The organism is Streptomyces sp. NPDC003036 (genome assembly GCF_040611175.1).
Lineage (GTDB): Bacteria > Actinomycetota > Actinomycetes > Streptomycetales > Streptomycetaceae > Streptomyces.
The window spans coordinates 13,786-30,436 of the sequence record NZ_JBEXNO010000063.1; the positions used below are offsets into that span (position 1 = coordinate 13,786).

General features: G+C 75.8%; 2 protein-coding genes. Both read left to right on the forward strand.

Going from position 1 to position 16,651, the window contains the following annotated elements; translation table 11 throughout:
- Positions 1 to 253: 253 nt before the first annotated feature.
- Positions 254 to 14,071 carry a type I polyketide synthase gene (locus ABZX67_RS31405; RefSeq protein ID WP_355367531.1) on the forward strand — a complete coding sequence of 4,606 codons (13,818 nt, stop codon included), beginning with the start codon at positions 254 to 256 and terminating at the stop codon, positions 14,069 to 14,071.
- Between the two features lie 120 nt (positions 14,072 to 14,191).
- Positions 14,192 to 16,651 (forward strand): type I polyketide synthase (locus ABZX67_RS31410; RefSeq protein ID WP_355367534.1); only part of this gene is annotated, 2,460 nt, incomplete at its 3' end.

Below are 16,651 nucleotides of genomic sequence, written 5' to 3' on the forward strand. Positions count from 1 at the left end.
AGAAGGTATCCAGTCACGTTCCACCGGCCGCCCATCGCGCGGCAACGCGCGGGTCATCGCCCTTCCCTCGCCGCGGAGTTACCGTCGCGTGACTGTTCGAAAACCCTGCCTCATTAGCCTTTTGAGCATCAGCTTTCAAGGTTTCGTACAAAACTCGCGCGACGGACTCCGGGCACTTTCCGCGGGAGGCGCGAGTGCCCGCGGAATTCATCCGCCGGGGAGTTCACCGAGTGGTCCATGGAGCGATACAGCCATGAAAGGGCAGCCGAGCGTGGTGACGAGTGAGAACAATCCTGTAGCAGCCGGAGCACCCACGGGGAAGGCCGCGAACGCGGGCCCCGGGGAGCCGATCGCTGTCGTGGGGCTGTCCTGCCGGTTCCCCGGTGCGGCGGGGCCGGCGGAGTTCTGGAAGCTTCTGCGCGAGGGCGCGAGCGCCGTCACGGAGGTGCCGCCGGGCCGCTGGGACGTGCCCGCGGACGCGGCCCCCGGCACGGCACCCGGCACGCGTGAGGGGGCCCGGCGCGGTGGGTTCCTGCCCGACGTGGACCACTTCGACGCGGGCTTCTTCGGCATCTCGCCGCGCGAGGCCGCCGCGATGGACCCGCAGCAGCGGCTGGTGCTGGAGCTGACCTGGGAGGCGCTGGAGGACGCCGGGATCGTGCCGGCGTCGCTGCGCGGCACCTCCACGGCGGTGTTCGTCGGCACGCTGCGCGACGACTACACGAACCTGCTGTACCAGTACGGCGCCGACGCGGTCACGCAGCACACGATGACGGGCGTGAACCGCGGTGTCATCGCCAACCGGGTCTCGTACCAGCTGGGCCTGCACGGGCCGAGCATGACGGTGGACTCCGCGCAGTCGTCGTCGCTCGTCGCGGTGCACCTGGCGTGCGAGAGCCTGCGCACCGGCGAGTCGACGACCGCGATCGCGGCCGGTGTCAACCTCAACCTGCTGGCGGAGAACGCCCTCACGGAGGAACGTTTCGGCGCGCTCTCCCCCGACGGCGTGTCGTACACCTTCGACGCCCGCGCCAACGGCTTCGTGCCCGGCGAGGGCGGTGGCGTCGTCGTGCTCAAGCCGCTGTCGGCGGCCCTCGCGGACGGCGACCGGATCCACGGCGTGATCCGCGGCACCGCCGTCAACAACGACGGCGCCACCGAGGGCCTGACGGTGCCCGGCCGGGACGCCCAGGAGCAGGTGCTGCGCCTGGCCCACGAGCGGGCCGCGCTGGGCCCCGACGAGACCGTCCAGTACGTGGAGCTGCACGGCACGGGGACGCCGGTCGGCGACCCGATCGAGGCGGCCGCGCTGGGCGCCGCGCTCGGTGCGGACCGCGCGCCCGGTGACCCGCTGCTGGTGGGCTCCGTCAAGACGAACATCGGCCACCTGGAGGGTGCCGCCGGTATCGCGGGGCTCATCAAGACCCTGCTGAGCATCGCGCACCGGGAACTGCCCGCGAGCCTCAACTTCGAGACGCCCAACCCCGCCATCCCGCTGGACGAGCTGGGACTGGCCGTGCAGCGCGAGCACTCGGCCTGGCCGCGTCCGGACCGGCCGCTGGTGGCGGGCGTCAGCTCCTTCGGCATGGGCGGCACCAACGCCCACGTCGTGGTGGCGGAGGCGCCTTCCGGCGCGGCGGCCGAGCCGTCCGCCGCCGGCGAGGCCACTGCCGAGGGCGCTCCGGAGTCCCTGGCCTGGGTCGTCTCGGCGCGCTCGGAGGACGCCCTGCGTGCCCAGGCCGGGCGCCTCGCCGCGTTCGCCGCGCAGGAGGACGCGCCGCGGCCGGTGGACGTCGGCCTGTCGCTGGCGACGAGCCGTACGGTCTTCGCCGAGCGCGCGGTCGTCGTCGGCGCGGACCGGGACGAGCTGGTGGCGGGGCTGCGGGCGCTCGCCGAGGACCGCCCGTCGGGCGCGGTCGTCCGCGCGGACGGCGACGGGACGGCCGCCCCGGGCGGCACCGCGTTCCTGTTCACCGGCCAGGGCGCGCAGCGCACCGGCATGGGCCTGGAGTTGTACGCCGCCCACCCGGTGTACGCCGACGCCTTCGACGCGGTGTGCGCCGAACTGGACCCGCTGCTCGACAAGCCGCTGCGCGAGGTCATCGCCACCGGTGAGGAACTGGACCGGACCGGCTACACGCAGCCCGCCCTGTTCGCCACCGAAGTCGCCCTCTACCGGCTCCTGGAGTCCTGGGGCGTCACGCCCGACTACGTCGCCGGTCACTCCATCGGCGAGCTGGCGGCCGCCCACATCGCGGGCGTGCTGACCCTGCCGGACGCGGCCCGGCTGGTCGCCGCCCGCGCCCGGCTGATGCAGGAGCTGCCCACGGGCGGGGCGATGATCGCCCTCCAGGCCACCGAGGACGAAGTCCTCCCGCTGGTCGACGAGGTGGCCGACCGCCTCTCCGTCGCCGCCGTCAACGGCCCCGACTCCGTGGTGATCTCCGGCGACGAGGACGCCGCGGAGACGGTCGCCGCGCACTTCCGCGGGCTCGGCCGCAAGACCAAGCGGCTGACGGTCTCGCACGCCTTCCACTCCCCCCGCATGGACGCCATGCTGAAGGAGTTCCACAAGGTCGCCAAGGGCCTCACCTACCACGAGCCGCGCATCCCGGTCGTCTCCACCCTCACCGGCCGTCTCGCCGCCGGCGACGACCTGCGCACCCCGTGCTACTGGTCCGAACAGGTCCGCAGGGCGGTGCGGTTCGCCGACGCCGTCGCGACCCTCCGCGACCTCGGCGCCACCACCCTCCTGGAAATCGGCCCCGACGCCGTCCTCAGCCCGCTCTCCGGCGCCACCCCCGCCCTGCGCGCCGGCCGGCCCGAGGCGCGTACGGTCCTGACGGCCGTGGCGACGGCGTTCGTGCGCGGCGCGGACGTCGACTGGGCCGCGGTGTACGGGCCGTGGGGCGGCCGGCGCGTCGCCCTGCCCACGTACGCGTTCCAGCGGCGGCGCCACTGGTTCGACGCGACCACCCGCAAGGAGGTGCTCCTGCCCGCCGCCGTCGACGGCGGCGTACGGGACGAGGCGATATCCGCCGCTCCGCGCGGGGCGCTCGGCGAGCGGCTGGCCGGGCTGTCCGGCGAGGAGCGCCGGCGGGCCGTGGCCGAGCTGGTGACCGGGCACGTCCGGGCCGTCCTGGAGTACGGCGACGACGAGCGCCTGGAGCTGCGCACGCCGTTCCAGCAGCTCGGGTTCAGCTCGATGATGACGACCGAGCTGCGTGCGGCGCTCGCCCGCGCGACCGGTCTGGACCTGTCGACGAGCCTGCTGTTCGACCACCCGACGCCGCAGGCGCTGATCACGTTCGTGGAGGCGGAGCTGCTGGGTGCGGCCGGCGCCGTCGACACGTTCGTACGGCCCGTCGACGCGGACGAGCCGATCGCCATCGTCGGCATGGCCTGCCGCTACCCCGGCGGCGTGGCGTCCCCGGAGGACCTGTGGCGGATCGTCGCCGAGGGCGTCGACGCGGTCTCGGAGTTCCCCACGGACCGCGGCTGGGACGAGGACCTGTACGACCCCGACCCGGACAGGCCCGGCAAGAGCGCGGTGCGCCATGGCGGGTTCCTGCACGACGCGGGCCGGTTCGACGCCGGCTTCTTCGGCATCTCGCCGCGTGAGGCGCTGGCGATGGACCCGCAGCAGCGGCTGCTGCTGGAGACCGCGTGGGAGGCGATCGAGCGGGCCGGGATCGACCCGGAGGCGCTGCGCGGCTCGCGCACGGGCGTCTTCGTGGGCGCCACGGCCCTCGAGTACGGGCCGCGCATGTACGAGGCGCCGGAGAACGTCCGGGGCAGCGTCCTCACCGGCAGCACCGCCAGTGTGATGTCGGGCCGCATCGCCTACCAGCTGGGCCTGCTGGGCCCGGCCGTCACCGCCGACACGGCCTGCTCGTCGTCGCTCGTGGCGCTGCACCTGGCGATCCGCTCGCTGCGTTCGGGCGAGACGAACATGGCGCTGGCGGCCGGCGCGACCGTGATGTCCTCGCCCGGCATGTTCGTGGAGTTCTCCCGGCAGCGCGGCCTCGCCCCCGACGGCCGCTGCAAGTCCTTCGCGGCGTCCGCCGACGGCACCGGCTGGGCCGAGGGCGTCGGCATGCTCCTGGTGGAGCGGCTGTCGGACGCGCGCCGCAACGGCCACCGCGTCCTCGCCGTCGTCCGGGGCTCCGCGATCAACCAGGACGGTGCCTCCAACGGCCTCACCGCGCCCAACGGCCTGTCGCAGCAGCGGGTCATCCGCCAGGCGCTCGCCGACGCGGGCCTGACCACGGCCGACGTGGACGCCGTCGAGGCGCACGGCACCGGCACCCGGCTCGGCGACCCGATCGAGGCCGAGGCGCTGATGGCGACGTACGGCAGCGGCCGGGAGGACCGCGCGCCGGTGTTCCTGGGCTCGCTGAAGTCCAACATCGGCCACGCCCAGGCGGCCGCCGGTGTCGGCGGTGTCATCAAGATGGTGCAGGCCATGCGGCACGGCGTCCTGCCGAGGACGCTGCACGTGGACGAGCCGTCGCCGCACGTCGACTGGGCCCGCGGCGCCGTGGAGCTGCTGACCGAGGCCCGCCCGTGGGAGGCGCCCGGGCGGCCGCGGCGCGCGGCGGTGTCGTCGTTCGGCATCAGCGGCACCAACGCCCACGTCGTCCTCGAGGAGGCCCCGCGGGAGGCGGCCGCCCCGGCCGGGGAGCCGGCGGGCCTCGCCGCGCCGGCGCTGCCCGCGCCGTGGCTGCTGTCCGCGCGGGACTCGGCCGCGCTGCGCGCCCAGGCCGAGCGGCTGCGGGCGTACGCGGCGGGCGACGGCGCGCCGGGCGACGCGGCCGTGGGCCGTGCGCTGGCCACCACGCGCACGGCGTTCGAGCAGCGGGCGGCCGTGGTCGCCGCGGACCGTGCCGGGTTCCTGGCCGGTCTGGCGGCGCTGGCCCGCGGGGAGCAGGCGCCCGGCGTGGTGACGGGCAGTGCGGCGCACGCGGGCCGTACCGCGTTCCTGTTCACCGGTCAGGGCGCCCAGCGGCTCGGCATGGGCCGTGAGCTGGCGGAGCGTCACCCGGTGTTCGCCGCGGCGCTGGAGGAGGTGTTCGCGGCGTTCGCGCCGCACCTGGAGCGGCCGTTGCGCGAGGTCGTGTTCGCGGACCCGGAGGGCCCGGACGCGACGCTCGTCGACGAGACGACGTACACGCAGCCCGCGCTGTTCGCCGTCGAGGTGGCGCTGTTCCGGCTGCTGGAGCACCACGGGGTGACCCCGGACCTGCTGGCCGGGCACTCGATCGGCGAGCTGGCCGCCGCGCACGTGGCGGGCGTCCTGTCCCTGGACGACGCGGCGAAGCTGGTCGCCGCCCGGGGCCGGCTGATGCAGGCGGCCCGCGCGGGCGGCGCCATGATCGCCGTACAGGGCCAGGAGGCGGAGATCGCCGCCTCGCTCGCCGGGCACGAGGACGCGGTGGCGATCGCCGCGGTCAACGGGCCCGACTCGGTGGTGATCTCCGGGGACGCGGAGACCGCCGAGCGGATCGCGGCCGAGTGGCGGGAGCGCGGCCGCAGGACGAAGCGCCTGACGGTGTCGCACGCCTTCCACTCGCCCCACATGGACGACATCCTCGACGCGTTCCGCGAGGTCGCGTCCCAGGTGACGTTCCGGGCGCCGCGCGTCCCGATCGTGTCCACGGTGACGGGGGCCCGGGCCACGGACGCCGAACTGACCTCGCCGGACTACTGGAGCGGGCAGATCCGGGCCACCGTGCGGTTCCTGGACGCGGTACGCGAGCTGGCCGCCCAGGGCGCGACCGTGTTCGTGGAGGCCGGCCCGGACGCCGTGCTGACCGCGCTCACGCGCGGCGCCCTGGAGGACGTCACGGCCGTGCCGCTGCTGCGGGCCGGGCAGCCGGAGGGCCACACGCTCGTCGAGGGCCTGGCCCGGGCGTACGCGGCGGGCGCGCCGCTGGACGGGGCGTCGTTCTTCACGGGCGGCGCGGGCGGCTCGGCCGCGCCGGTCGACCTGCCGACGTACCCCTTCCAGCGGGAGCACTACTGGCTGGCGCCGTCGGTGCCGGCGGACGCGCGGAGCCTGGGGCTGGAGCCCGCCGGGCATCCGCTGCTGTCCACGACCCTGGACCTGGCGGACCGCGAGGAGGCGGTGTTCACCAGCCGGCTGTCGCTGCGGGGCCACCCGTGGCTGGCGGACCACACCGTCGGCGGGACCGTGCTGGTGCCGGCGACCGCGTTCCTGGAGCTGGCCGCGGCGGCCGGCGACCACCTGGGCGTGCCGCGCGTGGAGGAGCTGACGCTGGAGGCGCCGCTGCCGCTGACGGAGCGTGCGGCGGTCCGCGTCCAGGTGACGGTCGGCGCGGCGGACGCCTCGGGGGTGCGGCCGTTCTCGGTGCACGCCCGCCCCGACACGGGCGACACGGGCGCGGTCCTCGGCGACGACGCGGCCCGCGCCTGGACGCGGCACGCCGCGGGCGCGCTGGCCCCGGCCGTGGAGACGGCGGACGAGCCCGAGCGCTGGACGGCGTGGCCGCCCGAGGGGGCGGTGGAGGCGGACCTGACCGGTGTGTACGAGCGCCTCGACGCGCTGGGGTACGGGTACGGCCCCGCGTTCCAGGGGCTGCGGGCGATGTGGCGGGCCGGTGACGAGCTGTTCGCCGAGATCCGTCTGCCGCAGGAGCACGCCGAGGCCGCCGCGCGGTTCGCCGTGCACCCGGCGCTGTTCGACGCGGCGCTGCACCCGCTGGTGCTGGACGCGGCCGTGGAGGGCGAGTCGGACCGGATCCGGCTGCCGTTCGCCTGGTCCGGGATCGACGTACGGGCCACGGGCGCGGCCGAGGTGCGGCTGCGGATCACGCCGCTCGGCGCGGACAGCTACCGGCTGACCCTGGCGGACGCCACCGGCGCCCCGGTCGCCGAGGTGGAGTCGCTGGTGCTGCGGCCGATCGCCCGCGAGGACCTGTCGTCCGCGGCGGCCGGCCCGGTGGACGAGGCGCTGTTCACGGTGGAGTGGGCGCCGGTGGCGGCGCCCGAGGGCGAGGCCGACCCGTCGTGGGGGGTCGTCGGCGACGACCTGGACGCGGCCGTCGGCGTGGACGTGGCGGTGGTGCGGGTGTCCGGCGCCGCGGGCGCGGACGGCACCCCGGCGGCGGCGCACGAGGCGACGGTGCGGGTCCTGGAGCTGGTGCGGCGGTGGCTGGCCGACGACCGGTTCGCCGACGCGCGGCTCACCGTGGTCACCGGGGGCGCCGTCGCGGCGCTGCCCGGCGAGGACGTCACGGACCTGGGCGCGGCCCCGGTGTGGGGCCTGCTGCGGTCGGTGCAGTCGGAGCACCCGGACCGGGTGCTGCTGATCGACCTGGACGTCTCCGACGCGGCCGTGCCGGTCGCGGCGCTCGCCGCCGGTGCGGCGGGCGAGCCGCAGCTGGCGGTGCGCGACGGCGCCCTGTACGCGCCGCGCCTGGCCCGCGCCGGGCGCGGCACGCGGGCGGCGGAGCGCCGGGGGCTGGACCCCGAGGGCACCGTGCTCGTCACGGGCGGCACCGGCGGGCTGGGCGCGCTGTTCGCCCGGCACCTGGTCACCGCGTACGGGGTGCGGCACCTGCTGCTGAGCAGCCGGCGCGGCCCGGACACGCCGGGCGCCGCGGAGCTGGTCGCCGAACTGTCCGCGCTGGGCGCCGAGGTCACGGTCGTCGCCGCGGACGCCGCGGACCGTGCGGCGGTCGAGCGGCTGCTCGCCGCGGTGGACCCGGCGCACCCGCTGACCGCCGTGGTGCACACGGCCGGTGTGCTGGCGGACGGGACCGTGGAGTCGCTGACGGCGGAGCGGGTGGCGACCGTGCTGCGGCCGAAGGTGGACGCGGCCTGGCACCTCCACGAGCTGACGAAGGATCAGGATCTGGCGTCGTTCGTGCTGTTCTCGTCGGTGTCCGGGCTGACCGGCACCGCCGGGCAGGGCAACTACGCGGCCGCCAACACCTTCCTGGACGCCCTGGCCGCGCACCGGCGCGCCGCCGGCCTGCCGGCCACCGCGCTCGCCTGGGGCCTGTGGGACGGCAGCCACGGCATGGGCGCGTCCCTCACGGACGCGGACCTGGCCCGCTGGAGCCGGGCCGGGATGACGCCGCTCACGCCCGAGCAGGGCCTGGCCCTGTTCGACTTTGCGCTGGCGGGGGACGAGCCGCTGCTGGCCCCGGCGGCCCTGAACCCGGCCCGATTCGCGGGCGGCGCGGAGCCCGTACCGGCCCTGTACCGGGGCCTGGTGCGGACCCGTACGCGGCGCTCCGCGGCACGCGCCGCCGAGGCGACCGCGGGCGGCGGTACGGACTGGGGCCGGCAGATCGCCGCGCTCCCCGAGGAGAAGCGCCGCGAGGCGGTCCTCGACCTGGTGCGGGCCACGGTCGCCGGGGTGCTGGGGCACGCGGGCGCGTCGGCCGTCGAGCCGGACCGGGCGTTCAACGACATCGGCTTCGACTCGATGGCCGGCGTGGACCTGCGCAACCGGCTCGCGGCCACCACGGGGCTGCGGCTGCCCGCGACGGCCGTGTTCGACCACCCGACGCCGGCGGCGCTGGCCGCGTACCTGCTGACCCGGGTGTCCGCCGCGAAGGCCCCGGCCGCCGCGGCGAAGACGCGGACGCGGGGCGCGTCGGACGAGCCGATCGCCATCGTCGGCATGGCGTGCCGCTACCCGGGCGGGGTGTCCTCGCCGGAGGAGCTGTGGCGGCTGGTCGCCGAGGGCACCGACGCGATCAGCGGGTTCCCGGTGAACCGCGGCTGGGACCTGGACGCCCTGTACGACCCGGACCCGGAGCGCACGGGCACCTCGTACGTCCGCGAGGGCGGGTTCCTGCACGACGCGGACCTGTTCGACCGGGAGTTCTTCGGCATCTCGCCGCGTGAGGCGACCGCGACGGACCCGCAGCAGCGGCTGCTGCTGGAGACGGCGTGGGAGACCTTCGAGAGCGCGGGCATCGACCCGGGCGTGCTGCGTGGCAGCAACACCGGGGTGTTCACGGGCGCCATGTACGCCGACTACGCGTCGCGGCTGCCGGCCGCGCCGGAGGAGTTCGAGGGGTTCCTGCTGGCCGGGAACCTGTCCAGCGTCATCTCGGGCCGGCTGTCGTACACGTACGGCCTGGAGGGGCCCTCGGTCACCGTCGACACGGCGTGCTCGTCGTCGCTGGTGGCCCTGCACATGGCGGCGAACGCGCTGCGTACCGGCGAGTGCGACCTGGCCCTGGCCGGCGGTGTGACCGTGATGAACGGCCCGAACACGTTCGTGGAGTTCTCGCGGCAGCGCGGCCTGTCGCCGGACGGGCGGTGCAAGTCGTTCGCGGCGGCCGCCGACGGCACCGGCTGGTCCGAGGGCGTCGGCCTGCTGCTGGTCGAGCGGCTGTCGGACGCGCGCCGCAACGGCCACCGCGTCCTCGCGGTGGTCCGCGGCACGGCCGTCAACCAGGACGGCGCGTCCAACGGGCTCACCGCGCCCAACGGGCCGTCCCAGGAGCGGGTCATCCAGCAGGCGCTGGCGACCGCCGGGCTCCGGCCGGGCGATGTGGACGCCGTCGAGGCGCACGGCACGGGCACGCGGCTCGGCGACCCGATCGAGGCGCAGGCGCTGCTCGCCACGTACGGCCAGGACCGGCCCGACGGGCGTCCCCTGTACCTGGGTTCGCTGAAGTCGAACATCGGCCACAGCCAGGCCGCGGCCGGGGTCGGCGGCGTCATCAAGATGATCGAGGCGATGCGGCACGGCGTGCTGCCCAGGACGCTGCACGTGGACGAGCCGTCCCCGCACGTGGACTGGGACTCCGGCGCGCTGGCCCTGCTGACGGAGGAGACCCCCTGGCCCGAGACGGGTCGGCCGCGGCGCGCGGGCGTGTCCTCGTTCGGCATCAGCGGCACCAACGCTCACGTGATCATCGAGCAGGCCCTGCCGGCGCCGTCCGCCGCCCCGCGCACCGCCCCTCAGGAGGCGGCGCCCGCGGTGGTGCCGTGGATCGTGTCCGCCAAGGACGAGGCGGCCCTGCGGGCCCAGGCGGCGAGGCTGCACCGGTACGCCACCGAGGCCCCCGAGGTGTCCGTGGCCGACATCGGCCTGTCCCTCGCCACCGAGCGTGCCGTCCTGGAGCAGGGCGCCGCGGTCGTCGGCCGGGACCGGGAAGAGCTGCTGCGCGGCCTGGCCGCCCTCGCCGACGGTGAGGGCACACCGGCGGGCGTGGTGCGCGGGCACGCGGCGCGCCCCGGCAAGCGGGCGTTCCTGTTCACCGGGCAGGGCAGCCAGCGGCTCGGCATGGGCCGCGAACTGTACGAGAACAGCCCGGTGTTCGCGCGGGCCCTGGACGAGGTGTGCGCGCACCTCGACAAGGAGCTGGCCCGCCCGCTGAAGGACGTGCTGTTCGCCCGTCCGGAGACGGCGGACGCGGCGCTGATCGACCAGACCGCGTTCACGCAGGCCGCGCTGTTCGCGGTGGAGGTGGCGCTGTTCCGGCTGTTCGAGCACCACGGCATCACCCCCGACTATCTGCTGGGCCACTCCATCGGCGAGGTGACGGCCGCCCATCTGGCGGGCGTCCTGGACCTCGCGGACGCCTGCTGCCTGGTCGCCGAGCGCGGCCGGCTGATGCAGGCGGCCCGCGAGGGCGGCGCCATGGCGGCCGTGCAGGCCACGGAGGAGGAGGTGCGCGCGTCGCTCGAACCGTACGGCGACGCCGTGGCGATCGCGGGCGTCAACGGGCCCGACTCGGTGGTGATCTCGGGTGACGCGGACGCGGTCGACGACCTGACGGCGGCGTGGCGGGCGAAGGGTGCCCGCACGAAGCGGCTGCCGGTGTCGCACGCCTTCCACTCGCCGCACATGGAGGAGGTCTTGGACGAGTTCCGGGAGGTGGCGTCGGAGCTGACGTTCCGTCCGCCGCGCATCCCGGTCGTGTCCAACGTGACCGGCACGCTCGCCACCGCCGAGCAGCTGACCTCGCCGGACTACTGGGCCACGCACATCCGGGAGGCGGTGCGCTTCCTGGACGGCGTGCGCTGCCTGGAGGCCGAGGGCGTCACGGACTTCGTGGAGCTGGGCCCGGACGGGGTCCTCACCGCGCTGGCCCAGTCCTGCCTGGAGGAGGAGGCCGGGCTGCTGGTGCCGGCGCTGCGCCGGGACCGCGCCGAGCAGGAGACCGTCATGGGCGCGCTGGCGCGGCTGCGCCTGCGGGGTGCGTCGCCCGACTGGTCGACGGTCTTCCCCGGCGCCCGCACGGTGCCGCTGCCCACGTACGCCTTCCAGCGCGACCGCTACTGGCTGGAGGGCGCCGAATCCCCGGCCGACGCGGCCGGTCTCGGGCTCGCCGCGACCGAGCACCCGCTGATCGGTGCGGCGGTCGGCGTGGCCCACCGCGACGAGCACCTGTTCACCGGGCGGCTGTCCCGGCGCAGCCACCCCTGGCTGGTGGAGCACGCCGTGCACGGCACGGTGCTGCTGCCCGGCACGGGCCTGGTCGAGCTGGCCGCGCGGGCCGGTGAGCGGCTGGGCGCCGAGCGGGTCGAGGAGCTGATGCTGTCGGCGCCGCTGGTGCTGCCCGAGGACGGGGCCGTACAGGTGCAGGTGGTGGTCGGCGAGGCCGACGGGGCGGGCCACCGCTCCGTGGAGGTGTTCTCCCGGCCCGACGACGGCGACGAGTCCGGGGAGCGCCCCTGGACGGCGCACGCCTCCGGCACGCTCGCCCCGGCGACCGGGGCCGCGGGCGCCGCGCTGACGGCGTGGCCGCCGGCGGGAGCGGTCGAGGCGGACCTGAGCGACGTGTACGAGCGGCTCGAAACCCTGGGTTACCAGTACGGGGAGGCGTTCCGCGGGCTGCGCCGGGTGTGGAGCGGCGACGGCGAGATCTTCGCCGAGGTCGCGCTGCCGGAGCCGGTGCGCGGCGACGCCGGGCGGTTCCTGCTGCACCCGGCGCTGCTCGACGCGGCCCTGCACACCCTGCTGCCGGGCGTCATCGACGAGAAGGGCCAGGCGCGGCTGCCGTTCTCCTGGTCCGGGGTCACGGTCCACGCCGTGGGCGCCTCGGTGCTGCGGGTGCGGCTGACGGTGTCCGGCCAGGACACCGACACGCTGGAGGCGGCGCTGACGGTGGCGGACGGCACGGGCGCCCCGGTGGCGACCATCGAGTCGCTGCTGCTGCGGCCGCTGTCGGCGGAGGCCCTGCGCGAGGCGGCCGCGACCACCCGGGACGGCCTCTTCGGCGTCGTCTGGACGCCGCTCGCCCGGCCGGCCGGTACGGCCCCGGTGGACGCTTCCGGCTGGGCGGTCCTCGGTGACGTCACCGTGCCGGGCGCGTCCCGGCACACCGGGCTCGACACCGTCGAGCGGGCCGACACCGTGGTGTACGCGCCGCCCGCCGGGACGGGCGCGGACACGGCAGAGGACGCCCACGCCGCGCTGCGGGACACCCTCGCCACGGTGCGGGCGTGGCTGGCGGACGAGCGCTTCGCGGACGGCAGGCTCGTCGTGACGACCCGCGGCGCGGTCGCGACCGGTGCCGGCGAGGACGTCACCGACCTGGTCCGGGCGGGTGTGTGGGGTCTGGTCCGGGTGGCCCAGACCGAGAACCCGGGCCGCATCGTCCTCGTCGACCGCGACACGGACACCCTCGACCCGCGGCACGTCTCCCCCGACGTCCCGCAGGCCGCGGTGCGCGGCACCGCGCTCCTCACGCCGCAGCTGGCCCGCACCGCGGCCGGGGCGGCGGAGTCCGAGGGGCCGCGCTGGGACGGCGGCACGGTCCTCGTCACCGGCGCCACCGGCGCCCTCGGCGGCGTCCTCGGCCGGCACCTGGTCACCCGGCACGGGGCGCGGCACCTGCTGCTCCTCAGCCGCCGCGGCATCGACGCCCCCGGCGCCCGCGAGCTGCAAGACGAGCTCACCGGGCTCGGCGCCGAGGTCACGGTGGCCGCGTGCGACGCCGCCGACCGGGAGTCGCTGGCCGCGGTACTGGCCGGCATCCCGGCGGACCGGCCGCTGACCGCGGTCGTCCACACGGCGGGCGTCCTCGACGACACGGTGCTCACGGAGCTGACGCCGGAGCGGCTGGCGAAGGTCCTGCGGCCGAAGGTCGACGCGGCCTGGAACCTGCACGAGCTGACGAAGGACCAGGACCTGACGGCCTTCGTGCTGTACTCGTCGATCGCCGGTCTGATCGGCAACGCGGGCCAGGCCAACTACGCCGCGGGCAACACCTTCCTCGACGCGCTCGCCCAGCACCGCCGCGCCCGCGGCCTGCCCGCCACCAGCCTCGCCTGGGGCCTGTGGGCCGAGGCCAGCACCATCAGCGGCGGCCTCGACGAGACCGACCTGCGCCGGCTCGCCCGGCTGGGTCTGCTGCCGCTGTCGTCGGACGACGCGATGGACCTGTTCGACGCCGCGCCCACCACGGGCGAGGCCGTCCTGGCCGTCACCCGGCTCGACACGGCCGCGCTGCGCCGCCGGCCCGACGGGCTCCCCGCGATCCTGCGGGCGCTCGCGCCGAGCGCCCCGCGCCGTACCGCCGCGGCGGGCGGCACGGCGGCCGCGGCGGGCGGCGAGGGCGGGCCGTCCCTGGCGGAGCGCCTGGGCGCGCTGCCGGAGGAGCAGCGCATGGAGGTCCTGACGGACCTGGTGCGCGCCCAGGTCGCCGGGGTGCTGGGGCACGCCGACCCCGCCGCCGTCGACGCCGAACGAGCCTTCCAGGAGCTCGGCTTCGACTCGCTCACCGCCGTGGAGCTGCGCAACCAGCTCAACGCGGCGACCGGGCTGCGGCTGCCGTCCACGCTGGTCTTCGACTACCCGAACCCGGCCGTGCTCGCCGCGTACCTGCGGCAGCAGATCACGGTCGAGGAGGTGTCGGCGGCGACGCCGGTCCTGTCGGACCTGGACCGGCTGAAGGACTCCATCCAGTCGGTCGCCGCGGCCGACCGGGACGCGCTCCAGGAGATCACCGGCCGGCTCAAGGAGCTGCTGGACCTGGCCGCAGCGGCGGCGGGCGACGGCGACGGGGCCGCCGACCGGGACCTGGACACGGCGACCGACGAGGAGCTGTTCGCGCTCCTCGACGACCTGGACTGAGGCCGCGCGATGGCGGCGGACGCCGAGGCGCCACGACGCGCCGCGGACACCGAGGCGCGACGACGCGCACACAACGACCTTTCACCACCGAGCCACATCACGTCGGGGAGCTGAGTACACGTGGCGAACGAGCAAGAACTGAGGGAGTACCTCAAGCGGGCCATCGCGGACGCGCGGGACGCGCGCAAGCGCCTGCGCGAGGTCGAGGACAAGGCCCAGGAGCCGATCGCGATCGTCGGCATGGCCTGCCGCTACCCCGGTGGCGTCACCAGCCCCGAGGACCTGTGGCGCCTGGTGTCGGAGGGTGTGGACGCGGTCGGCGGCTTCCCGACGAACCGCGGCTGGGACCTGGAGCGGCTGTACGCCCCGGACCCGGACGAGCCCGGTACGTCGTACGCGACCGAGGGCGGCTTCCTGCACGACGCGGACCGGTTCGACCCGGAGTTCTTCGGGATGTCCCCGCGCGAGGCGCTGGCCGTCGACCCGCAGCAGCGGCTGCTGCTGGAGACCACCTGGGAGACCTTCGAGCGGGCCGGCATCGACCCGGCGTCGCTGCGCGGCAGCCGTACCGGCGTGTTCACCGGCCTCATGTACAACGACTACGGCTCCCGGCCCCACCTGCCCGCCGAGGGCAACGAGGGCTATCTGTTCAGCGGCAGTGCCGGCAGCATCGCCTGCGGGCGGCTCGCCTACACGTTCGGCCTGGAGGGTCCCACCGTCACGGTCGACACGGCGTGCTCGTCGTCGCTGGTGGCGATGCACCTCGCGGTGAACGCGCTGCGCTCCGGGGAGTGCGACCTGGCCCTGGCGGGCGGTGCCGCGGTGATGTCGACGCCGACCGCGTTCATCGAGTTCTCGCGGCTGCGCGGGCTCGCCTCCGACGGGCGCTGCAAGTCCTTCTCGGAGCAGGCCGACGGCACCGGCTGGGCCGAGGGCGTCGGCATGCTGCTGGTCGAGAGGCTGTCGGACGCGCGCCGCAACGGCCACCGCGTCCTCGCCGTCATCCGCGGCTCGGCCGTCAACCAGGACGGCGCCTCCAACGGCCTCACCGCCCCCAACGGGCCGTCGCAGGAGCGCGTCATCCGCCAGGCCCTCGCCAACGCCGGCCTCAAGCCCCGTGACGTGGACGCCGTGGAGGCCCACGGCACCGGTACGGCCCTGGGCGACCCGATCGAGGCGCAGGCCCTGCTGGCCACGTACGGGCAGGATCGGCCCGAGGGGCAGCCGCTCTACCTGGGCTCGCTCAAGTCGAACATCGGCCACGCCCAGGCGGCGGCCGGTGTCGGCGGCGTCATCAAGATGATCGAGGCGATGCGGCACGGCGTCCTGCCGAGGACCCTGCACGCCGAGGAGCGCTCGTCCCGCATCGACTGGGAGGCGGGCGCGGTCGAGCTGCTGACGGAGGCCCGCCCGTGGCCGAAGACCGATACGCCGCGCCGCGCGGGTGTGTCGTCGTTCGGCTTCGGCGGCACCAACGCGCACGTCGTGATCGAGGAGCCGATCGAGGAGCCGGAGGAGGCCGCTCCCGCCGAGGGCTCCCCCGACGAGCCGGGCACGGCCGCCCTGCCGGTGAACGCGTGGGTGCTGTCCGCCCGTACGCCGGATGCCCTGGCGGGTCAGGCCGCGCGCCTGCTGGCGTACGCCGAGGAGCGGGACGGGCTCGACCTGACCGCGGTGGGGCACTCGCTCCTGTCCACGCGCGCCCTGTTCGACCACCGCGCGGTGGTGGCTGGTGCCGACCGGGGCGAACTGCTGGCGGGGCTGCGGGCCCTGGCGGCCGGCGAGTCGGCACCGCACGTGGCCCAGGGCACGAAGACCGCCGGGAAGACCGCCTTCCTCTTCACCGGCCAGGGCGCGCAGCGCAGCAGCATGGGCCTGGAGCTGTACGAGACCTACCCCGCCTACGCCGAAGCGTTCGACGCGGTGTGCGCCGAACTGGACCCACTGCTCGACAAGCCGCTGCGCGAGATCATCGCCACCGGCGAGGAGCTGGACCAGACCGGCTACACCCAGCCCGCCCTGTTCGCCACCGAAGTAGCCCTCTACCGCCTGGTCGAGTCCTGGGGCGTCACCCCGGACTACGTCGCCGGCCACTCCATCGGCGAACTGGCCGCCGCCCACATCGCCGGCGTGCTGAGCCTGCCGGACGCGGCCCGACTGGTCGCCGCCCGGGCGCGGTTGATGCAGGACCTGCCCACGGGCGGGGCGATGATCGCGCTCCAGGCCACCGAGGACGAAGTCCTCCCCCTCCTCGCCGACCGGGCCGACCGCCTCTCCATCGCCGCGATCAACGGCCCCGACTCGGTCGTCATCTCAGGCGACGAGGAGGCGGCCTCCGATGTGGCGGCGCACTTCCGCGGTCTCGGCCGCAAGACGAAGCAGCTCGCCGTCTCGCACGCCTTCCACTCCCCTCGCATGGACGGCATGCTCGACGACTTCCGCCGCATCGCCGCCGAACTCACCTACAACGAACCGCGCATCCCCATCGTCTCCACCCTCACCGGCGCCCTCGCCACCGGCGACGACCTGCGCACCCCCGCCTACTGGGCCGACCAGGTCCGCCAGGCCGTCCGCTTCGCC

Coding starts and splice junctions, on each gene's coding strand:
- ABZX67_RS31405 (WP_355367531.1), top strand. CDS start 254: ATGAAAGGGCAGCCGAGCGTGGTGACGAGTGAGAACAATCCTGTAGCA.